The sequence below is a fragment of the Streptomyces tauricus genome (assembly GCF_014650955.1).
Classification (GTDB): Bacteria; Actinomycetota; Actinomycetes; order Streptomycetales; family Streptomycetaceae; genus Streptomyces; species Streptomyces tauricus.
Window position 1 is genome coordinate 197,873 of record NZ_BMVY01000002.1, and the last position, 25,436, is coordinate 223,308.

21 protein-coding genes are annotated in these 25,436 nt (G+C 70.0%); 12 read left to right on the forward strand and 9 right to left on the reverse strand.

Translation table 11 applies throughout. The features are described 5' to 3' along the window. Positions 1 to 8 precede the first annotated feature (8 nt). Together cpaB and IE278_RS05545 are read right to left on the reverse strand one after the other, a co-directional pair. Positions 9 to 722: a Flp pilus assembly protein CpaB gene (cpaB, locus tag IE278_RS05540; RefSeq protein ID WP_189769376.1), complete on the reverse strand. Its 714-nt coding sequence runs from the start codon at positions 720 to 722 to the stop codon at positions 9 to 11. 110 nt (positions 723 to 832) lie between these two features. Further along, entirely contained in the window at positions 833 to 1,714 is an 882-nt protein-coding gene (locus IE278_RS05545) for a hypothetical protein (RefSeq protein WP_246569972.1), read from the reverse strand. Between the two features lie 416 nt (positions 1,715 to 2,130). Here IE278_RS05545 and IE278_RS05550 point away from each other — a divergent pair, with 416 nt between their 5' ends. The 3 genes from IE278_RS05550 (at position 2,131) to IE278_RS05560 (ending at position 6,011) form a co-directional block, all read left to right on the forward strand. Further along, a complete protein-coding gene (locus IE278_RS05550) occupies positions 2,131 to 3,822 on the forward strand; it encodes a chitinase (RefSeq protein ID WP_189769378.1) in 1,692 nt (563 codons plus the stop codon). A gap of 200 nt (positions 3,823 to 4,022) precedes the next feature. Beyond that, a complete protein-coding gene (locus tag IE278_RS05555) occupies positions 4,023 to 4,550 on the forward strand; it encodes a SigE family RNA polymerase sigma factor (protein ID WP_189769380.1) in 528 nt (175 codons plus the stop codon). Positions 4,551 to 4,679: 129 nt separating this feature from the next. Then, positions 4,680 to 6,011 (forward strand): hypothetical protein, encoded by a 1,332-nt coding sequence (locus IE278_RS05560; RefSeq protein WP_189769382.1) that lies wholly within the window; start codon positions 4,680 to 4,682, stop codon positions 6,009 to 6,011. Positions 6,012 to 6,014: 3 nt separating this feature from the next. On the opposite strand, the gene IE278_RS05565 is transcribed toward IE278_RS05560, so the two are convergent. Further along, positions 6,015 to 7,487 carry an Nramp family divalent metal transporter gene (locus tag IE278_RS05565; protein WP_189769383.1) on the reverse strand — a complete coding sequence of 491 codons (1,473 nt, stop codon included), beginning with the start codon at positions 7,485 to 7,487 and terminating at the stop codon, positions 6,015 to 6,017. A gap of 268 nt (positions 7,488 to 7,755) precedes the next feature. Between IE278_RS05565 and IE278_RS05570 the strand changes: the two genes are divergently transcribed. Continuing rightward, the gene (locus tag IE278_RS05570; RefSeq protein ID WP_189769385.1) at positions 7,756 to 9,093 is read left to right on the forward strand and encodes a M14 family metallopeptidase; all 1,338 of its coding nucleotides are present in this window, start codon (positions 7,756 to 7,758) and stop codon (positions 9,091 to 9,093) included. Positions 9,094 to 9,225: 132 nt separating this feature from the next. Here IE278_RS05570 and IE278_RS05575 read toward each other — a convergent pair whose 3' ends face one another. From IE278_RS05575 to IE278_RS05595, 5 genes are all read right to left on the reverse strand, one after another. Continuing rightward, positions 9,226 to 9,807 (reverse strand): prolipoprotein diacylglyceryl transferase, encoded by a 582-nt coding sequence (locus tag IE278_RS05575; RefSeq protein ID WP_189769387.1) that lies wholly within the window; start codon positions 9,805 to 9,807, stop codon positions 9,226 to 9,228. A gap of 66 nt (positions 9,808 to 9,873) precedes the next feature. Next, on the reverse strand, positions 9,874 to 11,433 hold the full coding sequence (locus tag IE278_RS05580; RefSeq protein WP_189769389.1) for a GntP family permease: 1,560 nt from the start codon (positions 11,431 to 11,433) through the stop codon (positions 9,874 to 9,876). Between the two features lie 174 nt (positions 11,434 to 11,607). Next, on the reverse strand, positions 11,608 to 12,018 hold the full coding sequence (locus IE278_RS05585; RefSeq protein WP_189769391.1) for a RidA family protein: 411 nt from the start codon (positions 12,016 to 12,018) through the stop codon (positions 11,608 to 11,610). Beyond that, entirely contained in the window at positions 12,015 to 12,779 is a 765-nt protein-coding gene (locus IE278_RS05590; protein WP_189769393.1) for an IclR family transcriptional regulator, read from the reverse strand. The genes IE278_RS05585 and IE278_RS05590 overlap by 4 nt, the downstream gene beginning before the upstream one ends. Continuing rightward, on the reverse strand, positions 12,776 to 14,113 hold the full coding sequence (locus tag IE278_RS05595) for a sugar kinase (protein WP_373311908.1): 1,338 nt from the start codon (positions 14,111 to 14,113) through the stop codon (positions 12,776 to 12,778). The genes IE278_RS05590 and IE278_RS05595 overlap by 4 nt, the downstream gene beginning before the upstream one ends. A 137-nt stretch (positions 14,114 to 14,250) precedes the next feature. Here IE278_RS05595 and IE278_RS05600 point away from each other — a divergent pair, with 137 nt between their 5' ends. Together IE278_RS05600 and IE278_RS05605 are read left to right on the forward strand one after the other, a co-directional pair. After that, positions 14,251 to 15,549 carry an amino acid deaminase gene (locus IE278_RS05600; RefSeq protein ID WP_189769395.1) on the forward strand — a complete coding sequence of 433 codons (1,299 nt, stop codon included), beginning with the start codon at positions 14,251 to 14,253 and terminating at the stop codon, positions 15,547 to 15,549. Positions 15,550 to 15,558: 9 nt separating this feature from the next. Beyond that, on the forward strand, positions 15,559 to 17,184 hold the full coding sequence (locus IE278_RS05605; RefSeq protein ID WP_189769397.1) for an N-acyl-D-amino-acid deacylase family protein: 1,626 nt from the start codon (positions 15,559 to 15,561) through the stop codon (positions 17,182 to 17,184). A 23-nt stretch (positions 17,185 to 17,207) separates the two neighbouring features. On the opposite strand, the gene IE278_RS05610 is transcribed toward IE278_RS05605, so the two are convergent. Continuing rightward, complete coding sequence (locus IE278_RS05610) at positions 17,208 to 18,059, reverse strand: S1 family peptidase (RefSeq protein WP_189769398.1); 852 nt, start codon at positions 18,057 to 18,059, stop codon at positions 17,208 to 17,210. A 745-nt stretch (positions 18,060 to 18,804) separates the two neighbouring features. On the opposite strand from IE278_RS05610, the gene IE278_RS05615 reads away from it, so the two are divergent. From IE278_RS05615 to IE278_RS05640, 6 genes are all read left to right on the forward strand, one after another. Then, positions 18,805 to 20,016: a pyridoxal phosphate-dependent aminotransferase gene (locus IE278_RS05615; protein WP_189769399.1), complete on the forward strand. Its 1,212-nt coding sequence runs from the start codon at positions 18,805 to 18,807 to the stop codon at positions 20,014 to 20,016. Positions 20,017 to 20,125: 109 nt separating this feature from the next. Next, positions 20,126 to 20,563, forward strand: coding sequence for an SCO4983 family protein (locus IE278_RS05620; protein WP_189769400.1), 438 nt, complete (start codon positions 20,126 to 20,128; stop codon positions 20,561 to 20,563). A 352-nt stretch (positions 20,564 to 20,915) separates the two neighbouring features. Further along, positions 20,916 to 22,004: a hypothetical protein gene (locus IE278_RS05625; RefSeq protein ID WP_189769401.1), complete on the forward strand. Its 1,089-nt coding sequence runs from the start codon at positions 20,916 to 20,918 to the stop codon at positions 22,002 to 22,004. Positions 22,005 to 22,028: 24 nt separating this feature from the next. Further along, positions 22,029 to 23,216: a toxic anion resistance protein gene (locus IE278_RS05630; RefSeq protein WP_189769404.1), complete on the forward strand. Its 1,188-nt coding sequence runs from the start codon at positions 22,029 to 22,031 to the stop codon at positions 23,214 to 23,216. A 107-nt stretch (positions 23,217 to 23,323) separates the two neighbouring features. Next, positions 23,324 to 24,838 (forward strand): vWA domain-containing protein, encoded by a 1,515-nt coding sequence (locus IE278_RS05635; protein WP_189769836.1) that lies wholly within the window; start codon positions 23,324 to 23,326, stop codon positions 24,836 to 24,838. Beyond that, on the forward strand, positions 24,825 to 25,433 hold the full coding sequence (locus IE278_RS05640) for a hypothetical protein (RefSeq protein ID WP_189769406.1): 609 nt from the start codon (positions 24,825 to 24,827) through the stop codon (positions 25,431 to 25,433). The genes IE278_RS05635 and IE278_RS05640 overlap by 14 nt, the downstream gene beginning before the upstream one ends. The last annotated feature ends 3 nt before the right edge of the window (positions 25,434 to 25,436 follow it).

The following is a 25,436-nucleotide window of genomic DNA, read 5'->3' on the forward strand; positions in this document are numbered from 1 at the left end:
GTGGCCTCCTACTTGTCCTCGTCGAGGGTGTACGAGCGGTCGCCGGGGGCGACGGTGGCGTCGGCGCCGCCCGCGATCAGGGCGAGGCGGACGTGTTCGGCGAACGACTCGGCGTACGCGACGCGCTGGGCGTCGGCGGTGTCGAGGGCGAACGTGATGGGGACGGCCTCGTTGGCGGTGCGGCGGCGGTCGTTGCTGGACTGGCCGGGGTCGAGGGCGGTCAGTTTGCCGACGTCGATGACGCGGGCGTTCTGCACGATGACCTTCGACTGGTCCTTGCCGTTGTCGCTCTCGTCCTTGAACGTGGCGTAGATGTTGACCCGCGAGCCCGGGTTGATCTTGCCCGCCACGCCGGTCGCCGCGTCGATCAGGATGGCGATCTCCTGCTGGCCCGCCTGGAGTGCGGGCCGGTCGACGATCATGTCCGTCTGGAGCAGCGAGCCCTTCTTGAGCTGCGTGACGGCGATCTTGCCGCGGACCTGGGAGAGGCTGGTGACCGCGGTGGCCGACAGCCACCGCTCGGGCATCGAGACCTTCTCGAACTGGTCGGCCGACAGCGCCTTGTAGGGCGCGATGTCGTCCTTCAGGCGGTATGCCGCGACCTCGGGGCCGACCTTCGAGTTCACGTCGCGGATCACCGAGAGGACTCCGGCGAAGGCGCCCACGGCGCACAGGACCGAGAGGACCAGCAGGATGATGCCGCGGCGCTGGCGCGAGTTCACTACATCTCACCTCGTGGGGGCGGTGCCGAGTTCAAGGGGTGTTCATCGGTAACAGGGGGTGCTGCAAGGTATTCACCGTTATTCAGGTGTACGTGCCTGACGTGCGGGGCTCACGTAGCCCCTCGGGGCAGGGCGCGTACCGAAGAGACTGCCCGCGCCGCGGCCTTCGGAAGCTCGTTCGACGAGGGTGGCGACAGCGGCGCCGCGCAGAAACCGCAGCGGTCACCGATGAGTTCGAGACCGCACCAGTGGCACTCCTCGCGCCGCACCGACGAGACCAGTTGGTACAGCACGGACACGTCGTAGAGGCCCGCGGCGAACTCGGCGACCTTGCCCGTGCTCCACCAGCGGGCCGACTCGGCGGGCAGCGGCACGGTCGTGACGCCCTGTACGTGCCAGGCGGGGGCGAGCGTCCCGGTGAGCCAGTCGACGGGCAGCTGCCCGGCCGCGACGAGCATCCGCGTCCCGAACTCGGGCCCGGTCAGCTCCTCCTGCCCGACGCGCACCAGCTGGGGCCGCGGAGTGGCCAGTACGGCGAACTGGGCGCCCGGCACCCAGGACTTGGCGTGCGAGGTGAGCGAGACCGGGATCCGGTCCAGTTTGGCGACCGAGTTCAAAAGGGCGCCCGAGTAGATGTAGTGGGCGAGCAGCCGGGCGGCGGAGGCCAGCACTCCGGGGCTGAAGTCGCAGACGGAGAGCTGGCGCAGCTGCTGGGCGAGCAGGGCGAGACCGAGCGGTGGCAGGTCGAGCGAGAGCAGCGCGACGCGGTCGCTCTCCAGGACGGAGCGCACCGCGTGCAGCCGCCGGATCACACCGGCGGGCGCGGAGGACGGGTAGAGCGCGATCACATAGCCGTGCTGCTCGATGAGCGCGTGCATGGCCGTGATGGAGGCTTCGAGGCTTTCGAGGGGCTGGACGGCGGCGGGCGGGGTCTGCCGGTCGTGCGGCGGGAGCACCAGATCGGAACTGGTGACGGCTATCGCGGTCGGCACGCTGCACACCACCCCGTTCACTGGGACGGGGTGGTCAACCGCGTCCCAGATCGCCCCTGTATCGCCTGAATGTTGTCGTGAAAGTCGCCATCAATCGCTCACGGACGGACACAACTTGCCACTGTGGCGTCCTTCCGCAACTGCACCTTATCCACGGCATGCGCCGCTCAACACCGGATCCTTTAGATCAACTCACACAAGGTGCGTACGTGATCCACACAGAGTGATCCGCATGCGCCTCAACTCCGCGGCCCGGCTGGTGCGTTGGCCTCGCCAAAGGTCTTGACAACCTGATTGGTCTGGACCAGTTTGGAGAGGCGACGGTGGCCACCGTGCCAGGACCTGTCCCACAGGCCCTGGACCCCTCCCTCACCCCCACTCCCCCACCGGAGGCCCCAGTGGACCGCGTATCAGGCATGCCCAGACGCAGACGGACATGGGCCGGCGCCCTCGCCGCCGTACTCGCCGCGTCCGCTCTCTCCCTCGCCGGTGCCGGCCAGGCCTCGGCCGCGGACGTCAACAACACGAAGAACGCCGGCTACGAGTCGGGGCTCTCCAACTGGACCTGTTCGGCGGGCAGCGGCGCCACCGTCTCCTCGCCCGTGCACGGGGGCGCGGCGGCCCTGAAGGCCACCCCGGCCGGGCAGGACAACGCCCGCTGCAGCCAGACCGTCGCGGTGAAGGCCAACTCCACGTACACGCTGAGCGCCTGGGTGCAGGGCGGGTACGCCTACCTCGGCGCGAGCGGCACGGGCACGACGGACGTGTCGACCTGGACCCCGGACTCCTCCTCCTGGAAGCAGCTGAAGACGTCCTTCACGACGGGCGCGAACACCACGTCCGTGACGGTCTACACCCACGGCTGGTACGGGCAGGCGGCCTACTTCGCCGACGACGTGTCCGTGTTCGGGCCCGACGGGGGCGGCGGCACGGGTGACCCCGACCCGGTGGTCCCCGCGACCCCCGCCGGCCTGAACGTGGCCTCCACGACCTCGTCCTCCGTCTCCCTCGCCTGGAACCCGGTGTCGGGCGCGAGCGGCTACAACATCTACCGCAGCGGTACGAAGGTCGCGGCCGTGACCGGCACCTCGGCCACCGTCACCGGACTCGCCGCCTCCACCTCGTACTCCTTCCAGGTCACCGCGACCAACACCGCCGGTGAGTCGGCGAGGTCGACCGCGGTCACCGGGACCACCAAGGCGTCCTCGGGCGGCGGGGGCAACCTGCCCAAGCACGCGGTGACCGGCTACTGGCAGAACTTCAACAACGGCGCGGCCGTCCAGAAGATCTCCGACGTGCCGTCCCAGTACGACATCATCGCGGTGTCCTTCGCGGACGCCACGGCGACGCCGGGCGCCGTCACCTTCACCCTCGACTCGGCCGGTCTGAACGGCTACACCGTCGACCAGTTCAAGGCCGACGTCCAGGCCAAGAAGGCCGCGGGCAAGAAGGTGATCATCTCGATCGGCGGCGAGCGCGGCACGGTCTCGGTGAACGACTCCGCCTCGGCGACGAACTTCGCGAACTCCGTGTACTCCCTCATGCAGACGTACGGCTTCGACGGCGTCGACATCGACCTGGAGAACGGCCTCAACTCCACGTACATGACGCAGGCACTGCGGTCGCTGTCCGCGAAGGCGGGCTCCTCGCTGATCATCACGATGGCACCGCAGACCATCGACATGCAGTCCACGTCGAACACGTACTTCCAGACGGCCCTGAACATCAAGGACATCCTCACGGTCGTCAACATGCAGTACTACAACAGCGGTTCGATGCTCGGCTGCGACGGCAAGGTGTACTCGCAGGGCTCGGTGGACTTCCTGACCGCCCTCGCCTGCATCCAGCTGGAGGGCGGCCTCGCCCCGTCCCAGGTCGGCCTCGGCGTCCCGGCGTCGACGCGCGGCGCGGGCAGCGGCTACGTCTCCCCGACCATCGTGAACAACGCCCTGGACTGCCTCGCCAAGGGCACGAACTGCGGCTCCTTCAAGCCCGCCAGGACCTACCCGGACCTGCGCGGCGCGATGACCTGGTCCACGAACTGGGACGCCACGGCGGGCAACGCGTGGTCGAACGCGGTGGGACCGCACGTGCACGCGCTGCCGTAGCGCGGGATCGCGCGCTGCCGTAGCGGCGGGCCCGCGGGTTCATAGGTGAGTGGCTCGGCGCCGCACCGGTGTGTACGCACCGGTGCGGCGCCGCGTCGCGTTCGGGGCCCGGTGCCGCCGGGGTGAAACATTTCCGGGGGCCCACCGCGTCAGTGAAGTGAGGGCGGCGGGGCGGGCACGGACGAGCACAGGGGGAGTGCATGAGACAGGTCGGCGCGGCGGAACACGCGGGCGAGTACCAGGAGTTCGCGTCGGCGCGCGTGGGACACCTCTACCGTTCCGCCTGTCTGCTCACCGGGGGCGACACCCATCTCGCCGAGGACCTGGTGCAGGAGACGCTCGGCCGGCTGTACGTCCACTGGGGCCGGGTCTCCCGGGTCGGCAACCCCGCCGGGTACGCGCAGACCGTCCTCACCCGCACCTTCCTCACCCACCAGCGGCGGCGCAGCAGCAAGGAGCGCGCCACCGACGTGTTCCCCGACGTCCTGGACACCCGGGCCGCCGACGCCGACACGCCTCTGCGGCTGACCCTGATCGAGGCGCTCGGCCGGCTCCCGGCCAAGGACCGGGCCGTGGTCGTCCTGCGCTACTGGGAGGACCGCAGCATCGAGGAGACCGCCGACGCCATGAACGCCAGCTCGGCCGCCGTACGCACCCGCTGTGTGCGCGCCCTCGCCAGACTGCGCGTCCTGCTCGGCGAGAGCCTGGGCGAGTACGTGGCGCCCTGAGCCCGTCCCCTCATCTGTCCTCTGAGAACCCTCACAGCCTCTGGTCACGCGGCGCGTGGCTCGCGGCCCTTCCGAAACGGCTGAACGGCTTGACGGCTGAACGGCCAAACGGCGAAACGGTGATGTGTCATGCCTGTTGAACACGACGAGATCCCCTTCGACGACCGGCTGGGCACGGCCCTGCGGCAGGCCGGCGACTCCTTCGAGACCGACGGGGCGGCCCTGGTCGCCGCCGGCCGGACCCGCGGCCGGCGGCTGAGGCTGCGGCGGCGAGCGGCCGTCGTGGGCGGCGTGACCGGGATCGCCCTCGCGGGGGTCGGCGGGGCGCTGCTCGTGCCCTGGGACGGCGGCCAGGGCACGGAGCGGTCCGTGGCCTCGGGCGGGACCCCCGGCCCGGGCGGCAGCGTCACGCCCGACCGCGCCGCCGTGACCGGCCCCGACCTGCTCCGGACCCTGGAATCGCTGCTCCCCGAGGGGACGTTCAGCGTGAAGGAGGCGCGCTCCACCGATCACCGCCAGGGCCCGTACGCCCGCCTCGTGTTCGACGACGGCCACGGGCAGGCGGCGGTCGAGGTCGGCCTCGGCCGCATCGACGCGGACAGCGAACAGGCCGAGGAGGCGACCACCTGCCCGGACAAGGCCTTCGCGCAGTACGACGCCTGCGAGCGCAGCGAACTCCCCGACGGCTCAGCCCTCATGATCGTCCAGGGTTACGAGTACCCGGACCGCCGTGTGGACACGAAGTACTGGTACGCGCAGCTCGTCACCCCGCAGGGCCAGCAGGTCAGCGTGATGGAGTGGAACGCGTCCGCCGAGAAGGACGCCCCCGTCACCAGGCCCGATCCGCCGCTCTCCCCCGCGCAGCTGAAGTCCGTCGTGACGGCGGCGGAGTGGCGCGCCGCCGTCGACTCCATCCCGCGGAAGCCGGCGGGCAAGGGGACGGGCGGCACGGAGTCCGCTCCCCCGGCGTCCGGGGACCCGGGGGCCGGGACATCGGAGGCCGGGACACCGGAGGCCGGGACATCCGGGGCCGACGGCCGGTCGGTCAGGCCCACGTTCCTGTCGCTGCTTCCCCAGGGGGTGGAGGTGGTCACGAAGGGGGACCAGGGCTCCGAGTTCACCTATGTGGTCGTCGACGACGGCAAGGGCAGGAGCCTCGTCCAGATCAACGTGCAGCCCGGTATGTCGGACACCGAGGACCAGCTCTTCGGCCCCGACGCCGAGACGCTGCCCGACGGCACGAAGGTCACCGCCCGGCAGGGCCCCGGCGAGAAGGGCGGCTCCGGAGTCGTCATGTGGACCGTCGACACCCTCAGGGCCGACGGACTGCGGGTGGTGGTCAGCGCCTTCAACAGCGGTGCGCAGAACACCCCCGCGACCCGTGACGAGCCCGCGCTGACCATGGAGCAGCTCAGGAAGATCGCCACCAGCGGGAAGTGGCGGGATTTCGCGGACCGGTAGGTCCTAGAAGAACTCCGCCCACGGCTGGTCCCAGATCTGCTTCACGCACAGGACGACGAAGAGCAGTCCCGCGATCGTCAGCATGGCGTTGCTCAGGAGGCCGTTGCGCCACTCGGGGGGCGTGCGTGAGGAGTTGAGGAGCCAGACCAGGGTGAGGGCCAGGAAGGGGAGGAAGGCCGCGCCCAGGACTCCGTACAGGATGATCAGGCGGAAGGGCTGGCCCTCGAAGAGCAGGATCATGGGCGGGAAGGTCAGCCAGAGGAGGTAGGCGCGGAACGGCCAGGACTTCTCGTGGGCGCCCGATGCCACCTCCTCGCCGGAGGCCGGGGTGGGGGCGGGGGCGGGGGTGCGTGCCGGGGTCGAGGCCGGAGTGGGGTCCGGGGTCGGGGTCGCGTGTGCGGTCTTTGAAGCCGACCTGTCCTTGCGGAAGCGTTCCACGAAGTCCGCGAACATCAGGCTCACGCCGTGCCAGACGCCGATGAGCGAGGTGAAGGACGTGGCGAAGAAGCCGATGAGGAAGAACTTGGCGGTCGCCGTGCCGTACTCGTCCTCCAGGATGTCCCCGAGCTGGATCAGGCCCTTGTCGCCGCTCGCGATGGCGACGTTCGAGGAGTGCAGGATCTCCGCGCCCACGAAGAGCATGGCGATGACGAAGATGCCGGTGGTGATGTAGGCGACCCGGTTGTCGAGCCGCATCACCTTCATCCAGCCGGTGTTCGTCCAGCCCTTCGCGTTGACCCAGTAGCCGTACGCGGCGAGCGTGATCGTGCCGCCGACGCCGCCGATCAGGCCGAGCGTGTTGAGGATCGAGTCCTTCTCGTCGGGCAGCACCGGCAGCAGGCCCGCGAACGCCTCGCCCAGGTTCGGCGTGACGCGGATCGCCAGATAGACCGTGACGACGAACATGACGCCCACCAGGACCGTCATGACCTTCTCGAACACCGCGTACTTGTTGAACCAGACGAAGACCAGACCCACCAGGCCGGTCAGGATCGCCCACCACTTGAGGTCCATCACGTCCGGGAACAGGGCTTGCAGGGGCAGGCCCGACGACGACATGGCCGCCGCCCCGTAGACGAAGCCCCAGATCACGACGTACGCCACGAAGAACCACGACGTCCAGCGGCCCAGGCTCGCCCAGCCGTCGAAGAGCGTCCGGCCCGTCGACAGGTGCCAGCGGCCCGCCGCCTCGGCGAGGGAGATCTTGACGAGGCAGCCGATCACGGCGGCCCACAGGAGGGTGTAGCCGAAGTTCGAGCCCGCGATCAGAGTGGCGACGAGGTCGCCCGCGCCCACGCCGGTCGCGGCGACCACGATGCCGGGGCCGATGTACTTCCAACTGGATTTACGCGGGGCGCCGGTGTTTTTTCCCGACGGCCCCGATGGCCCCGATGGACCTGATGCCGTTGTTCCTGCTGGGGGCCCCGCTGTGCTGCCCGAGCCCGTGGTGTCCGCGTGTCCCGAGGTGTCCGCCATGCCGATCAAGAAAGCGTAAAGAGATGCGGGGCACAAGAGGGCGTGCGCCGATCCCCACCTGATGTGCACAGCGTGAACTGCCTGTTCGAGCCGGGGGCGAAGGGCGGCGGCCGTGCGATTTCGGCCTGTTTCCGGTTCCGGCTCACGGGTCGGCCTTGACCCGAACATGCCATAGCTCCACGATGAGCGCCACACCGCACAGCCATCCCCCGCTCCAATCCCCACATTTCCGGTGACCCCGGATCTCATGGAGAAAACAGGAGGATCCATGCGTTTTCGTAGTAGACGTGGGCGGCGCAGCGCTGCTCTCGCCACACTCCTCGCGCTGGCTCTCGCGGCGCCCGTCGCCGCCATGACCGACGCGGGAGCCGCCCCCGGCAAGGCTCCCGCCGCCGACACGGACGAGATCCGCCAGTACGAGATCCATGTGCACGGCAGCACCTCCGCCGTCCGTACGGCGATCGCGCGGACCGGTGTGTCGATCGACGAGGCCGACGAGGAGACGGTCGTCGTCTCCGGTCGCGCCTCCCAGGCGAAGGAACTGCGGCGGCTGGGGTACGAGGTCACGTCCCTCGGCTCCGCCCCGGACCGGTCCAGCGCCGCCGACGTCGGCGTCCTCGACTTCCCCTCCGCCGACTCGCGGTACCACAACTACGCCGAGATGAACACGGAGATCAACCAGCGGCTCTCCGCCTACCCGGGCATCATGAGCAAGCGCGTGATCGGGAAGTCCTACCAGGGCCGGGACATCATCGCCATCAAGATCAGCGACAACGTCGCCACCGACGAGTCCGAGCCCGAGGTGCTGTTCACCCACCACCAGCACGCACGCGAGCACCTCACCGTGGAGATGGCGCTCTATCTGCTGCGGGAGCTGGGCGCGGGATACGGGTCGGATTCCCGCGTCACGAACATGGTGAACAACCGGGAGATCTGGATCGTGCCTGATCTCAATCCGGACGGCGGCGAGTACGACATCGCCACCGGGGCGTATCGGTCGTGGCGGAAGAACCGGCAGCCCAACAGCGGCAGTTCGGCCGTCGGGACCGATCTGAACCGGAACTGGAACTACCGGTGGGGGTGCTGTGGCGGGTCCTCCGGATCCACCTCGTCCGAGACCTACCGGGGTTCGGCGCCCGAGTCCGCGCCCGAGGTGAAGGTCGTCGCCGACTTCGTCCGCAGCCGGGTCGTCGGCGGCACCCAGCAGATCAAGGCGGGCGTGGACTTCCACACGTACAGCGAGCTGGTGCTGTGGCCCTTCGGGTACACCACCGCGGACACCACGACCGGGATGACGGCGGACGACCGCAACGCGTTCGCCGCGGTCGGGCAGAAGATGGCCGCCAGCAACGGGTACACGCCGGAGCAGTCGAGCGACCTGTACATCACCGACGGGTCGATCGACGACTATCTGTGGGGCAGCCAGAAGATCTTCGGCTACACCTTCGAGATGTATCCGTCGTCCAGCGGCGGGGGCGGGTTCTATCCGCCCGACGAGGTCATCGAGCGCGAGACCTCGCGGAACCGGGACGCGGTGCTGCAGTTGCTGGAGAACGCCGACTGCATGTATCGGTCCATCGGGAAGGAAGCTCAGTATTGCGCTTGAGCGTGTGACCTGATGTGTGAGGGGGGCTGCGGGCCGGTGTGGTTGGCTCGCAGTCCCCCTGCGTTTGTGGCTGTACTTTTTGCCTGCGCTTGCGCCTGCACTTGTGCCTGCGCCTGCGCCTGTACGTGTGGCTTACGGGGCGCTTGGCTCCTCAGCGTCCTCGAAGTAGGTGTCCAGGACCTCGTCGAGGCTGGTCTCCCACTCCTGGAAACTGGCTCGTGACTTCGCCTCTATCTCCAGGGGATACCAGCGGCGGTCCGGCGTGTGCACCGTGATGGTGAAACGCTTCCCGAAACGCGGCGACTCCGTCTCCACCGCGCCGATCTCGTCCCAGCGGAACTCGGCCTCCTGGTCGTCCAGGGTCAGCCGTACGCCGCGGTGGTCGGCGACGATCTTCGCGCGGCGGTCGGAGGCCTCGAAGACCGGGCCGTCGTCCGGGGCCGGGGTCTCCTCGGGGTCGCCCGGTGTGTCCGACGTGTCGGCCGACTTCTCGCCTGACTGCTCTTCGTTCGGCGTCTCTGCGTCGGAGGGTTCCTGGGCCTCCTTTGTCGCCTCGTCGTCGGACGCCGTCTCCTTCGAGACGGCGTCCTCGGGCTCCGCCGGCTTCGCGGCGCCGGGCTCGGCGGGGCGCGGGCCCGTGATGCCGGGCACGGCCGCCGGGTCGACCGCGGCACCTTGCAGGGGCTGGATGTTGGGTCCTATGCGCTGCTCCACAGCGGGCAGTATGGTCGACGATCCTGTGCCAGGAACAGTCGGGCACCGGTTCGTCCCGCTACATCGTTATATGAAGACGCTCAGTGCCGCCGCCATCACGAAGCCCGCCACCGACAGCACCGTCTCCAGGACCGTCCACGACTTGAGGGTGTCCCGCTCGGAGATGCCGAAGTACTTGGCGACGATCCAGAAGCCGCCGTCGTTGACGTGCGAGGCGAAGATCGAACCGGCCGAGATCGCCATGATGATCAGCGCCAGGTGTGCCTGGGAGAGGTCCTGGCCCTCGACCAGCGGGACCACGATGCCGGCCGTGGTCACGATGGCCACCGTCGCCGAGCCCTGGGCGACCCGCAGGACCACCGAGATCAAGTAGGCCAGCACGATGACCGGCAGGCCCACGTCGTTGAAGGTGTCCGCCAGCGCGTCCGCGATGCCCGAGCCCTTGAGTACGGCGCCGAACACTCCGCCCGCGCCCACCACCAGGAGGATGTTGCCCACCGGCTTGAGGGAGGACGTCGACACCGTCTCCAGGGACTTGCGGGACCAGCCCCGCCTGATGCCCAGCAGGTAGTACGCCATCAGCAGCGCGATCGTCAGCGCGACGAAGGGGTGCCCGAAGAACTCGATGACCGAGCGGAAGGTCGAGGGGTCCAGCGCGATGGAGGAGAACGTCGCGGCCAGGATCAGGAGCAGGGGGGTTCCGATGATCAGGAAGACCGTGGGGAGGGGGACCGGCTGTTCCGCGTAGTCCTCGGGCGTCGTTGCTGCGTCAACTGCGGCATTCTTGTGGGTGCCTGTGGTGTTGAGCGCTCCTGTTGAGCGCGTTGCCGCTCGGCGGGCCGCCCGCTCTTCGGCCACCGCCGCCTTCGCCTCGTCCGCCGCCTCCAGCATGTCCTGCGGTACGGGGACGAAGAGCCGCTTGCCGATCCAGGCCGCGTACGCCCAGGCCGCGAGTACCGCCGGGATGCCTACGACGATGCCCATCAGGATGACCCAGCCGAGGTCCACCTTGAACAGGCCCGCGGCCGCCACCGGGCCGGGGTGCGGCGGCAGGAACGCGTGCGTCATCGACAGGCCCGCGAGCAGCGGCATGCAGTAGAGAAGGATCGACTTGCCCGAGCGCTTGGCCGCGGCGTAGACGATCGGCGCCAGGACGAAGATGCCCACGTCGAAGAAGACCGGGATGCCGAAGATCAGGCCGGTGAGGCCCATCGCCAGCGGGGCGCGCTTCTCGCCGAAGAGGTTCAGCAGGCGGGTGGAGAGTGCCTCGGCTCCGCCCGACACCTCCAGGATCGCGCCCAGCATCGTGCCCAGGCCGATGATGATCGCGACGTGGCCGAGGATGCCGCCCATGCCCGACTCGATCATCGAGACCGAGGTCGATCTCTGGACCGTGCCGAAGAGTTCCGTCACGGACAGGCCCGCCGAGAGGCCCACGGCTATGGAGACCGCCAGCAGTGCGACGAACGGCTGGAGTCTGACCTTGATGATCAGGACCAGCAAAAAAACGATGCCCAGGGCCGCGACGGTCAGGAGTCCTGCCGTGCCGTCCAGGAGGAGGAGCAGGCCTCCTGTGTGAGGTGGGGTTTCTGCGGCTGCTGGGGCTGCTGCGAGGAGTGATGGCATGGGGAGGGCCTCTTCTTGGGGGCAGGGTGCGGAGCATGTTTTTGGGCAGGGGGTATCGCCGTGTGTGGTGCCGGGGTTTGTGGGGGGGTGCGGGGGTTTGTGGGGGGGGTGCGGGGGTCGTGCGGGGTGGGGGTGGGGTGGGGCTTGTTGCCGGGTGGCAGCAAGCCCCTTTGCTCAGCTCAGTACTGCCAGTGCGTCGATCTCCACGAGGAGGCCGGCGGGCAGGCCCACGTAGACCGTGGTGCGCGCGGCGGGCGGGGCCGTGAGGTTCTGCTCCTCGAAGTACGCGTTGTAGATCGCGTTCATCTCGGCGAAGTGGTCGACGTCGGTGAGGTAGACGCGGATCATCATCGCGTCGTCCCAGGAGGCGCCGCCCTCTTCGAGGATGGCCTTGACGTTGGCCAGCGTCTGGAGCGTCTGCTCGCGCAGGGTGGGGCCCGCGGGGGTCGGCGGCTGGCCCTCGACCGCCGGCAGGAAGCCGACCTGGCCCGCGACCTGGAGGATGTTCCCCTTCCTGACGCCGTGCGAGAACTTGGCGGGCGGGGTGGTGTGCGTCTTGGGGGTGAGGGCGGTCTTGTCGGTCATGAGCTGGTTTCCTTCGTCGGGGTCTTGCCTGAGTACTCGGCGCTGATGGCTTCCGCTGTGCGGCGGACCAGGGGGAGCAGGGTGAGGAGTTCGGTCTCTGTGACGACTACGTTCGGGGCCGAGACGGACATGGCCGCTACTACCCGTCCGTCCGTGCCTCGGATGGGTGCCGCCACGCAGTTGATGGACTCCTCATGGCCGCCGAGGTCGGTGGCCCAGCCCTGTTCTCTGACCTTGTCCAGTTCCCGCAGGAAGGCGGGGGCGCTGGGGGTCGAACGGGACGTGTACATGGGGTAGTCGAGCTTCTCCGCGAAGGTGCGGCGCTCGGGGTCCGGCAGGTCTGCCAGGAGCAGCTTGGCGACTGCGGCGACCGTGATGGCGACGGGCTTTCCGATGCGGGAGTACATGCGGACCGGGTAGCGGCTGTCGACCTTGTCGATGTACAGGACTTCGCCGTCCTCGTGCACGGCGAGGTGGACTGTGTGGCCGCAGTTCTCGTTGAGGCGTACGAGGTGGGGGTGGGCGATCTCGCGGACGTCGAGGTTCTCCACGGCTTCCTGGGCGAGCGCGAAGAGGCGGGCGCCGAGGCGGTAGCGCTGGTCGGACTGGCGGTAGACCAGGCCGTGTTCGTGGAGTGTGCGCAGGAGCCGCAGGGCGGTTGACTTGTGGACGTCCAGGCGGTCGGCGACCTGTCCTAGGTCGGCGGGGCCCTCGGCGAGCAGCGGCAGGATGCTCAGCGCTCGGTCGACTGTCTGACTCATGGGGTCGGTACCTCCTCCTGGGCCCGGTCTGCGGCGTTCGTCCAGCCGGGGCCGAGTCGAAGTCTCCCCCACGCGTGGTCGTCCAGGGCGGCGAGGCGGTCGGCGTGGGTGCGGGAGGGGGGTGTGCCGAGGTCTCCGGGGACGGTGAGGGCCGCGGCGGCCATGAGGTGGCCGTGGCGGAGGCGGTGTTTTGCGGGGAGGCCGCGGAGGGTTGCCGAGAGGAAGCCTGCCGCGAAGGCGTCGCCTGCGCCCACGGGGGCTACTACGTCCACGCTGAGGGCGGGGGCGGTTGTCACGGTGTCGCCCTCGCGTACGGGGTGGGGCGGGGGCGTACCGGGGGGTGTCCGTCCTCGGTCCGGTGCGGAACAGGGGGCTTTGGAGGGGAGGGCGGTTGACGCACCGGCGCCTGCGGGCGAACACCCCCCGGTACGCCCCCTCGCTTCCGTCGGCGGGTGCGGGTGCGGGGGCCTCGACGACTCGAAGACCGTGGCGCCCCGGCTGCCGCTCTTGATCACCAGGGTGTGGGGTTCCGGGAGGGCTTCGCGGATGGCCTCCGGGCCGCCTGTGATGCCCCATGCCTCCTCTGCCTCGTCCTCGCCCACGAAGACCAGGTCCGCGTTTCGGGCCAGCGCCAGGAGGGTGGTGCCCGCCGTGGTGGCGTCCGGCCAGAGCCCCTCCCGGTAATTGACGTCGAAGGACAGCAAGGGGCGTGTGGGGTGGGGGGCCTGGGTTGGGTGGGGTGCGTGGGTGGGGTGGGGGGCCTGGGTGGGGTGGGGGGCCTGGGTGGGGTGGGGGGGTTGGGTGGGGTGGGGGGGTTGAGGGGTTGTGAGGGTCTGTAGGAGGGATCTGCAGGTTTCGGAGAGGGCTGCTGTGATGCCCGAGAGGTGGAGGATCTGCGTCGCTTGGAGGGCGTTCAGGTCGACTGTCGTGGGGGACATCGCTGAGGCCGCGGAGCCTGTGCGGTAGTACGCCACCTCGTGGGCGTCGGTGGATCTGTCGCCGGCCGTGCGGAAGTAGATGCCTGTGGGGCGGGAGGGGTCGCGTTGTACGGCGGAGGTGTCCACGCCGTATGACGCGATCTTCTGCACGAGGTGGTCGCCGAAGCCGTCCGCGCCGACCCTGCTGACCCATCTCGTGGTGTGGCCGGCCGCTGCCAGGACGCACGCCACGTTGGACTCCGCGCCGCCGATCGCGCGCTCGAACGACGGTACGTCGGCGAGGCTGCCCGGGCAGGAGGGGAGGAACGTGACCATGGACTCGCCGAGGGTGACGACCTCCGCCGCGGCCGGAGGGCGCTGGGTGTCGTCGCGTTCGGGGGGTCCGGTGCGGGTCACGGTGGGTGGGGCTCCTGTCGCTGCCGTGGGTCTGGGCGGCTCCGTTGACCCGGCGTTGGCCGAGATGTTAGACAGCAGTAAGCGTGATACGCAATGGCCGTTGCGGAGGATGCAATGGCCTCTATGAGGGAGGCTTTATGGCCGCCGACTCCGCCTCTGCCAGCGGCAGGGAACGTCTTGCCGCGCTCGCCGACGAGCCCGTCGACCATCGGTTCAAGGGCCTGCCGCCCGATGCCGAGGGGCTGACCGTCGGCGAGCTGGCCGCCGAGCGCCGCAATCTGTTCAGCGGTGGGTTCACCACGCCGTTGCTCGCCCTCTCCGCCGAGCGGCTCGAACACAATCTGCGGCTCATGGAGACGTACGCCGAGCGCCATGGTCTGGTGTTCGCACCCCACGGCAAGACCTCCATGGCCCCTCAGCTCTTCTGGCGGCAGATCGAGCACGGGGCCTGGGGCATCACGCTCGCCGTGCCCCATCAGGTACGGGTGGCCCGCGCCTTCGGTGTCCAGCGGGTCTTCCTGGCCAATGAGCTGGTCGATCCCGCTGCCCTCGCCTGGGTCGCCGCGCAGCTCTCCGCCGACCCCGCGTTCCGGTTCGTGTGTTACGTCGACTCCGTGCGGGGTGTCGAGCTGATGGACGCCGCTCTGCGGGGGCTCTCCTCGCGTCCGGTGGACGTCGTCGTCGAGCTCGCGGCGGGTGAGGGTGCCCGGACCGGGGTGCGGACCGAGGCCGAGTGCGGGGCGGTCGCCGACGCCGTCGCCGGTGTGGACACCCTTCGGTTGGTGGGGGTCGCCGGGTACGAGGGCGAGGTGCCGGACGCCGATCCCGAGCGGGTGCGGGCCTGGTTGCGGCGGCTCACCGCCCTTGTCGTGGACTTCGACAAGGCGGGGCGTTTTGCCGGGGCGGAGTTGGAGGAGATCGTGGTGAGTGCGGGGGGCAGCGCCTGGTTCGACGCCGTTGCCGATGTCTTCGCCGAGCTGCCCGCGCTGTCTCTGCCCGCGCTGAAGTTGTTGCGCTCGGGCGCCTATGTCTCCCATGACGACGGGCACTACCGGGAAGTGACACCCTTCGTCCGGGTTCCGGAGGAGGGTGCTCTGCAGCCCGCCTTCCGGCTCTGGGCGCAGGTCGTCTCACGGCCCTCGGACGAGCAGGCCTTCGCCAACGCCGGCAAGCGCGATGCCGCGTACGACCTGGATCTGCCCGTGGTGCAGGTCGTACGGGGAGAGGGTGGTGAGCGGCCGGCGGACGGCATCAGCGTCACCTCCCTGTCCGACCAGCACGCCTGGATCCGTACGGCCGAGGGGACCGGACTGCGGGTCGGCGACTGGCTGGGCATGGGGCTCTCGCATCCCTGCACCTCGTTCGACAAGTGGCAGCTGATCCCCGTGGTGGAGCAGGACGGCACTGTCGTCGACTACGTCCGCACCTACTTCTAGGAGCTCGCCATGCTGGATCTCGTCATCCGTGACGTGGACGTCGTCGACGGCAGCGGAGGTCCCTCCTATCGGGCCGACGTGGGTGTCGCGGGCGGCCGGATCACCACCGTGGTGCAGGAGGCGGCCGCCGCGGGGTGTCTGCGGCCCGTGGCCCGGCGGGTGGTGGACGCCGAGGGGCTGGTGCTGGCTCCCGGGTTCATCGACATGCACGCCCACAGCGACCTCGCCCTGCTGCGCGACCCCGATCACAGCGCGAAGGTGGCGCAGGGGGTCACGCTGGAGGTCATCGGGCAGGACGGGCTGTCGTACGCCCCCGTGGACGACCGCACGCTCGCCGAGGTGCGCCGTGCGATCACCGGCTGGAACGGCAGCGGGGACGACATCGACTTCAGCTGGCGGTCCGTGGGTGAGTACCTGGACCGTCTGGACCATGGGTTCGGTGGTGAGGGGATCGCCGTCAACGCCGCCTATCTGATTCCGCAGGGCGCTGTGCGGATGCTCGCCGTCGGCTGGGACGACCGGGAGGCGACGCCCGAGGAGCTGGACCGGATGCGGCAGCTGGTCGCCGACGGGATGCGTGAGGGCGCGGTCGGCATGTCGTCGGGGCTCACGTACACGCCCGGCATGTACGCCAAGGACGCCGAGCTGACCGAACTGTGCCGGGTGGTGGCCGAGTACGACGGCTACTACTGCCCGCACCACCGGTCGTACGGCGCCGGCGCCCTGGAGGCGTACCGGGAGATGGTGGAACTGACGCGCGAGGCCGGGTGCTCCCTCCATCTCGCGCACGCCACCATGAACTTCGGCGTCAACAAGGGGAAGGGCCCTGACCTGCTGGCGCTGCTCGACGAGGCGCTGGCCGGTGGGGCGGACATCTCTCTCGACACGTATCCGTACACGCCCGGGTGTACGACCCTTGTGGCGATGCTGCCCAGTTGGGCGAGCGAGGGCGGGCCGGAGGCCACCCTGGCCCGGCTGCGGGACGAGGAGACCGCCGGGCGGATCCGCCACCACCTGGAGGTGGTGGGCTCGGACGGGTGCCATGGCGTGCCCATCGAATGGGACACCATCGAGATCTCCGGCGTCGCCGATCCGGCGCTCGCGTCCTATGTGGGGCGGACGGTCCAGGAGTCGGCGGACGCGCGTGGCGAGGCGCCGTGGGTGACCGCGCGCCGGCTGCTGCTCGACGACGGTCTCGGGTCGACGATCCTCCAGCACGTGGGGCACGAGGAGAACGTCCGGACGATCATGCGGCACCGGGTTCACACCGGTGGGTCGGACGGCATCCTGCGGGGCGACAAGCCGCATCCGCGGGCGTACGGCACGTTCCCGCAGTACCTCGGGCGGTACGTACGGGAGCTGGGGGTGCTGAGTCTGGAGGAGTGCGTCGCACATCTGACGTCGCGTCCGGCGGCGCGGCTGCGGCTGGCCGACCGCGGGCTGGTGCGGGAGGGGTACCGGGCGGACCTGGTCCTCTTCGACCCGGAGACGGTCGCGGCGGGGTCCACCTTCGACGCGCCGCGTACGCTGCCGACCGGTATCCCGCATGTCCTGATCGACGGGCGGTTCGTCGTCGAGGACGGGCGGCGGACGGATGTGCTGGCGGGGCGGGCGGTCCGCCGCACCACCGGCTGACCGCCCGCCGACCGGGTGGCTGGTTACGGCTTGGGCAGGGTGCAGCCGCTCGCGTTCAGGTCGAGCTTGCTGTCCAGGCCGAAGCAGGCGGGTATCTGGTAGGTCTCCTGGCCGTAGTTGATGCCCGCGCGGACGGTGACGGTGCCGTTCTGGTCCACCTCGCACGGGTTGTTGTCGGTGCAGCGTCCGCCGTCCTCGTTGCCGGTGTTGTTGACGGCGACGACGTTGCCGGTGGCGTTGTCGATCACGGGCGAGCCCGAGGTACCGCCGATGGTCTGGCAGGCGGAGGTGTAGCGGACCGAGTCCTTCCAGGTCCACGCGCCTTCCTTGAGGCGGTAGGCGAAGCCGTCGATGTTGCAGGCGTACGTGCGCTTCCAGTAGCCGGAGACGACCGTGATGGCGGTGCCGGCGACCGGGTGCGTGTCGTTGAGGGTGAGCGGGCTGATGTTGTACGAGCTCTTGATCTGCCCGTAGGTGGTGGTGAGCTGGTAGAGCGAGACGTCCGTGTCGGTCATCGTGGCGTACGTGATCTTGCTGGCGCGCAGGGTGGCCACGCGGGTGCCGGCGGAGTTCAGGAGGCCGAAGGTGCGGGTGGAGGCCCGGTCGACGATGACCTCGCCGGCGGCGGGGAAACCGGTCTCCAGGCAGTGGCCGTTCGACATCACCAGCGCCGGGTCGTCGTCCTCGGAGTCGGGGAAGCGCACGACGGAGCCGGAGCAGTTGCTGAGCGAGACGGTGCCGGCGAAGGTGACGGCCTGGACGGCCGCGGGGGCCTTCGTACCGGTCGAGGTCTCCGTGGCGGCGACCGCCGGGGCTGCCAGGCCCGTCCCCGTGATCATCAGGGCGCCGAGCGCGGCAAGGAGAGGCTTTTTCATGTGGGGGGTCCCCTCTTGTGACGTGAGCGGCCGAAGATCTTCCGACCACTTCCCGTTTTTGTCATGCGCATTCTGAAGTCCCACCCGGCAGCCGACAAGAACGCGTTTCCAGCCGGGCCTGGACCGGGGGGGCCGACCCGCACACGAACAGGTGCGGGCGGGTGGGGGTTGCCCGCGCAGTTCCCCGCGCCCCTTACGGGGCCCGGCCGCACACGAACAGCTGCGGCCCGGCGGGGGTCGGGTGCGCAGTTCCCCGCGCCCCTATCGGGGCCCGGCTGTGGGCCCCCGAGGACCTGCGCCCCCGAAGGGGCGCGGGGAACTGCGCGGCCAGCACCCACTGGGCCGCCGAGTCATAACGACAGACGGTCAAGGCGCGGCGGAGGCCCGGGGCCCACCCGAAAGCACGCCACGCCACAAGCCCCCCGAAGGGGCGCGGGGAACTGCGCAGCCAGCACCCACCGGGCCGCACAGTCATAACGACGGACAGCCAAGGCGCGGCGGAGGCCCGGGGCCCACCTCGAAACCACGCCACGCCACAAGCCCCCAAGGGGCGCGGGGAACTGCGCGGCCAGCACCCACCGGGTCGCACCCGCATCGCAACCGCCACCGGCAGCCCCGCAGGGGGCGCGGGGAACGGCGCAGGCCGCCCCCGTCGGCCCGCAGACACACACCCCCGCCCCAGACGGACGTCTCACGTGGCGGAAACACGGCGCGACAACCCCTACCCGCCCGTAAGCTCACGAACATGCAGGTGATCCAGTCGACGAAGCTCGCCAACGTCTGTTACGAGATCCGGGGTCCGGTCCTAGAGGAGGCGATGCGCCTGGAAGCCGCAGGCCACCGCATCCTCAAGCTGAACACCGGAAACCCCGCGGCGTTCGGCTTCGAGTGCCCACCGGAGATCCTGGAGGACATCCTCCGCAACGTGTCGTCGGCGCACGGCTACGGAGACGCGAAGGGCCTGCTCGCGGCCCGCCGCGCCGTGGTCATGCACAACCAGACCCTCGGCATAGAGACGGACGTCGAGCACGTCTTCATCGGCAACGGCGTGTCCGAGCTGATCGTGATGGCGATGCAGGGCCTGCTGGACGACGGCGACGAGGTCCTCGTACCCGCGCCGGACTACCCCCTGTGGACCGCCGCCGTCTCCCTCTCCGGCGGCACCGCCGTGCACTACCGCTGCGACGAGCAGTCCGACTGGATGCCCGATCTCGCCGACGTGGAGCGGAAGGTCACCGACCGCACCAAAGCGATCGTGATCATCAACCCGAACAACCCGACGGGCGCCGTCTACGACGAGGCGATGCTGCGCGGGCTCACGGACATCGCCCGCCGCCACAACCTGCTGGTCTGCTCGGACGAGATCTACGACAAGATCCTGTACGACGAGGCCGTGCACACCCCCACCGCCAAGGTCGCCCCCGACCTGCTCACCCTCACCTTCAACGGCATGTCGAAGGCGTACCGAGTCGCCGGGTACCGGGTGGGCTGGATGGCGATCTCCGGGCCGCGGGCGCACGCCGACTCGTACATCGAGGGGCTGACGATCCTCGCCAACATGCGACTGTGCGCGAACATGCCCGGTCAGCACGGTGTCGTCGCCGCCCTCAGCGGCCGGCAGACCATCAACGACCTCGTACTGCCGGGTGGGCGGCTGCGCGAACAGCGGGACGTGGCGCACAAGCTGCTGACCCAGATCCCGGGCGTGACCTGCGTGAAGCCGAAGGGCGCGCTCTATCTCTTCCCGCGCCTCGATCCGAAGGTCTACAAGATCAAGGACGACCGGCGGATGGTCCTGGACCTGCTGCGCTCCGAGAAGATCATGGTCGTGCAGGGAACGGGCTTCAACTGGCCGGAACCCGACCACTTCCGGGTCGTCACCCTGCCGACCGCGCGGGATCTGACGGACGCGGTGACCCGGATCGGCAACTTCCTGGACGGGTACGGACAGAACTGACGCCCGGTCACCCTGTGTGGCCGACCGGCTCCGCTTTCGGAGTCTGCTCAACTTTAGACGAAATCTAAGCTAGGATGGCTTCCTGTCAGAGCACAGGAGGCCATCTCCCATGTACGAACCGATCCGCACCAAGTCGGTCCACACGATGGCCGGCACCGCCGACTTTCCCCATCGGTCGCGCGAGGAGGAGCTGGACATCCAGCTCGCCGGTCACCTGGCGGCACTGCTCGCGGTCACGGACGAACTCCGCGCACTCGAACCGTCCGCCTCCGCCGAGCTGGACGTCGCCGCCGAACGGCTGGCCGAGCAGGTGACCCGCCTGCGCGGCGGGCGTCCGCCGGTCCGCGCGGCGGTCGCCTCCACCGCCGGTGGAGATCGCGTGCCGCTGAACGTCGGACTGCACCAGCGGGCGCACGCCCTTGCGGGGCGTGCCCTCGTTGTCGCCGCGTCGCGCGCGGACACGGCGGGAGCGATTCTCGCCGCCGAGCGCATGGATGTGCACGCGGCGGCCGTCGCCGTCGCGGAGCCGGCGCTCACCGCCCACTGAGGCGGGGCTCCCCCCGGAGCCTCGCCACTCCCCCGATCGGCCCCGGTCCGCGCGCACCCGCAGCGACGTGCGGACCGGGCGCCATGCAGGTACGGAAGGGCCGCACCCTTGTGGGATGTGGCCCTTTTTGCGGCCCTTTTGTCGTTGGGGGCGTCCGGTGTTCTCACCGTGCGGGCCGGTGGGGCTTGTCGCGCAGCTCCCCGCGCCCCTGTAGAGCCGCTGCCGAGCCCCTGCCGGGGCATTCTCCCCCTAATGGGATGCCGGCCCTCCGGTTGCGTACTGGGATGGGGTGGTCACCCCTTGTTCATCCGGACAAGCGTGGAACGTTGGATTCCGGGAGCACTCTCCGGGTGTGAGACGAATCATCGCCATCGTCCTGGCGGTATTCCTGATCGGCGGAGTGGCAGCAGCCGTCGTAGCGGGCCGCGAAGACCAGGACAGCAGCACGGCAACGAAGACCGTGCGGGGAGTGATCGGGTCGGAGAAGGCGGAGTTCTTCGCCGACCCGGACGTGGTGAAGGCCCTTGCTGCCAAGGGCTACACCGTGGAGACGGAGACCTCCGGGTCCTGGGCCATGGAGGGACTCGACCTCAAGGGGTACGACTTCGCGTTCCCCTCCAGCCAGGCGCCCGCCGGGGAACTGGCCTCGAAGTACCACGTACGGCAGCCCCTGCCGCGTCCCTTCTACTCGCCCCTCGTGGTCGTCGCGCACCGCAGCGCCGCCGAGGTGCTGGCGGGCAACGGCCTCGCGACCCTCGCGGGCAAGGGCGGCGACAAGGGCAACGGCACCCTCGACATGAAGGCCTACCTCAAGGCCGCCGAGGGCGACCGGACCTGGCAGCAGCTCAAGGGGGCGGACAAGCACGGCGAGTTGAGCGGCACGCTGTTCATCTCCAGCACCGATCCCACCAGTTCGAACTCCGGCGCCCTGTACCTCGCCGCCGCCTCCTACGTCGCCGACGGCGGCCGGGTCGCCGACGGTGCCGCCGCCGTCGACCGCACAGCGCCCCTGATGCGCAAGCTGATCAGCGTCCAGGGCTCCCAGCAGACCAGCACGGACGCGGCCTTCCGGGACTTCGTCAGCGGTGTCGGAAACCCGCTGGTCCTCGTGTACGAGTCCCAGGTCGCCGCCCTCCTCGCCGGCGGCCAGGGCGCCGACGACCTGGTCGTCCTCTACCCGGACACCACCGCCAACAGCGACCACACGGTCGTCCCCCTCACGGCGGAGGGCCGCGCCCTCGGTGAACTGCTGGGGACCGACAAGGAGTTGCGCGGGCTCGCGGTGCGGCACGGGTTCCGGCCCCAGGGCGCGGCGGCCGAGTTCACGGCGGCCACCGACGCCCACACCACCTACCTCAACCAGACGCTGACCGGTGTCCGGCAGGTGCCCGTGCCCGCCTCCAAGGTGCTGCACGAGATGGCACGCCGGGCCCGGGACTAGGGGGAACAGCCAGTGAGCAACCCGATGAGCAATCCAGTGGGCGACAGCGACAGCGGCTTCACCCTCACTCCTCCCGAGCCCGTCACGGCCGTGCCGAAGGAGAAGGCCGGCGGGCTCGTACCGGTCGACGAGTCCGTACGGACGGACATGGCGCGCAAGGCCGCCGAGTACGTCGACGGGCTCGCCGCGCTCGACGCCCGCTCCCCCGCGTTCGCCGGGAAGATCGGTGAGATCGTGGCCCTCGGCTCCGGTGAGATGCGCGGCGCCGCCGCCCAGTCGAACCGCATGCTGGAGCGCACGATCCGCGCCCTGCCCGCGAACGGCGAGGACGCCCAGTCCCGTGTCTCGTCCTCACTCGTCGAACTCCGGCGCACCGTCGAGGACCTGGACCCGCGCGACCTGCCCGGCGGCAAGGCCCGCAAGCTGCTGTCCCGGCTGCCGGGCGGCAACAAGCTCCGCGACCATGTGGCCAAGTACGCCTCCGCACAGGGCACGTTGAACAAGATCGTGGGCTCGTTGCGCGGCGGCCAGGACGAACTGCGGCGCGACAACGCCGCCCTGCAGACCGAACGCGTCCGCCTCTGGGACTCGATGGGCAAGCTCCAGGAGTACGTCGTCCTGACCGAGGCCCTGGACTCGGCGGTCGAGGAGCACATCAGTGGGGTGGAGGCGCTGGATCCCGCCCAGGCGGACACCCTGCGCGCCGACGTCCTCTTCCCCGTACGGCAGAAGCACCAGGACCTGCTCACCCAGCTCGCGGTGTGCGCCCAGGGCTATCTGGCGATGGACGTGGTCCGGCGCAACAACGAGGAGCTGATCAAGGGCGTCGACCGCGCGGCCACCACCACGGTCTCCGCGCTGCGCATCTCGGTCATGCTCGCCTCCGCCCTCGACAACCAGCGCAAGGTCGTCGAGCAGGTCAACGCGTTGCGCGGCACGACGGAGGACCTCATCCGCGGCAACGCGGAGATGCTCGCCACCCAGAGCGGCGAGATCCAGCGCATCGCCGCCGACCCCGCCGTCGGCGCGGAGACGCTGCGCTCGGCCTTCCAGCAGATCTACCAGACCCTCGACACCATCGACACGTACAAGGCCCAGGCCACAGAGACGATGGCGGCCACGGTGGACTCCCTGACCTCGGAACTCCAGCACGCCACGGCCTACTTGGAGCGCAGCCGCTCCCACAACGCCCTGGAAGGAGGCCTCACGTGAACCTGTCTGTGGGCAGGCGTTCCGCAGGGCGATGGGGGTCCCCCCGCGCGAGCGGAGCCGAGCGTGGGGGAGGGTGGGCACAGACCACCCACCGGGCCGCAGCCGCCATCGCTCTGGCAGCGTTGACGGCCGGATGCACCTCAGCCGTGGAGGGGCCGGACCCCGCCGAGAAGCCGGCCGCCGGAACCCTCCGCATACTCGCCTCCAGCGAGCTCGTCGACATGAAGCCCGTCCTGGACCAGGTCCACAAGGACACCGGCATCACGGTCCGCCCCACCTACATCGGCACGCTCGACGCCGTCGACCTCCTCGCGAAGGGCAGGGCGAAGGACGCGTACGACGCCGTCTGGCTCTCCTCCAACGACTACCTGCGCCTCGACCCCGCCGCCGCGAAGCAGGTCGTGTCCCAGACCCCGGTGATGTCCAGCCCGCTGGCCATCGGGGTGAAGGACGCCACCGTACGGAAGCTGGGGTGGAAGCCCGAGGACGTCACCTGGGCCGACATCGAGAAGGCGGTGCGCGACGGCGGTCTGACCTACGGCATGACCGACCCGTCCCGCTCCAACTCCGGTTTCTCCACCCTCGTATCCGTCGCTTCGGGTCTCTCCGACGCCCAGTCGGCGCTCACGGACGCGGATGTGAAGGAGGCGACGCCCCGGCTGACGGACTTCTTCAAGGGGCAGAAGCTGACGTCCGGGTCGTCGGGCTGGCTGGCCGAGGCGTACGACCGCCGGGGTGACGTCGACGCGCTGCTCAACTACGAGTCGGTGCTGAAGTCGAGGAAGGACCTGACCGTGATCCGGCCGCGGGACGGCGTGGTCACCGCCGACTACCCGCTCTCCTCGCTCGCGTCCACGAGTCAGCAGGTCCGTGAGGACGTCCGGCGGCTCACCGAGGCCCTGCGTGCCCCCGGAACCCAGCGGCTGATCACCGACCGGACGCTGCGCCGGCCCGTCGTACCCTCCGTGCCGCCCGCCGCGGGGCTCGACACCACCCGGCGGCGCGAACTGCCGTTCCCGGGCAGCCGTTCCGTCGCCGACGGGCTCCTGGACGCGTACGAGAACAAGCTGCGCCGCCCCTCCCGGACGGTGTACGTGCTCGACACCTCGGGCTCGATGGGCGAGGACGGGCGGCTCGGCCGGCTGAAGAAGGCGCTCACCGCTCTCACCGGCGACTTCCGCGAACGCGAGGAGGTGACGCTGATGCCGTTCGGCTCGGCCGTCAAGAGCGTACGCACGCATGTGGTGCGGCCCGAGGACCCGCGTTCGGGGCTCGACGCGATCCGCCGTGACACGCGGGCGCTCAGCGCGGAGGGCGACACCGCCATCTACACGTCGCTGCAGAAGGCGTACGAGCATCTGGGGGCCGACGACGACACGTTCACGTCGATCGTGCTGATGACGGACGGCGAGAACACCGAGGGTGCGAGCCCGGCGGAGTTCGACGGGTTCTACGGGCGGCTGTCCGCGGACGAGCGGCGGATCCCCGTCTTCCCCATCCTGTTCGGCGACTCCGACCGCGGCGAGCTGGAACACATCGCCGAGCTGACCGGCGGCCGTCTCTTCGACGCCCAGAAGGGCTCCCTGGACGGCGCCTTCAAGGAGATCCGTGGCTACCAATAGGACCAACAAGTTCCTCGGCTACCTGGAGTCCCGGAAGAACCTCACCGGCAGCGCCTGCGGGATCGCCGGCCTCGGGCTGACCTTCGCGGGCGTCGCGGGGGCGTACTGGCCGCTCGTCGTCGTGGGTCTGTACGGCGCGGGCGCGCTGATCGCCCCGCCGGAGCGGCCGTCACTGCCGGACTTCCCCGATCCGTCCGCGCAGTTGGACGAACTGCGCGGGGACTTCGGGAAGCTGCGGGCCTACCTCGCCGACGTCGAGCTGCCGCCCGCCGCCGCCGGGCGGCTCACCGAGCTGACCGAGCTGCTGGCGGCGCTGCTCGACCCCGGGTGGGTCGCGGAGGTCCTCGCGCAGGACCCGGAGGGCGTGCACACGCTGTCCCGGGCCGTGCGGACGGATGTCCCGGAGGCCGTCGACACGTTCGTACGGACGCGGTGGTGGGTGCGGCTGGCGCCCGGTACGGAGGCGCCCGAGCGGCATCTCGAACGGCAGCTGGGGTTGTTGCACCAGGAGGCGGAGGCGCTGGCCGCCGGGCTGCGCGAGACGGAGGCCCGGCGTCAGGAGTCCCACACCCGCTATCTGGAGGACCGGGCGTAACGG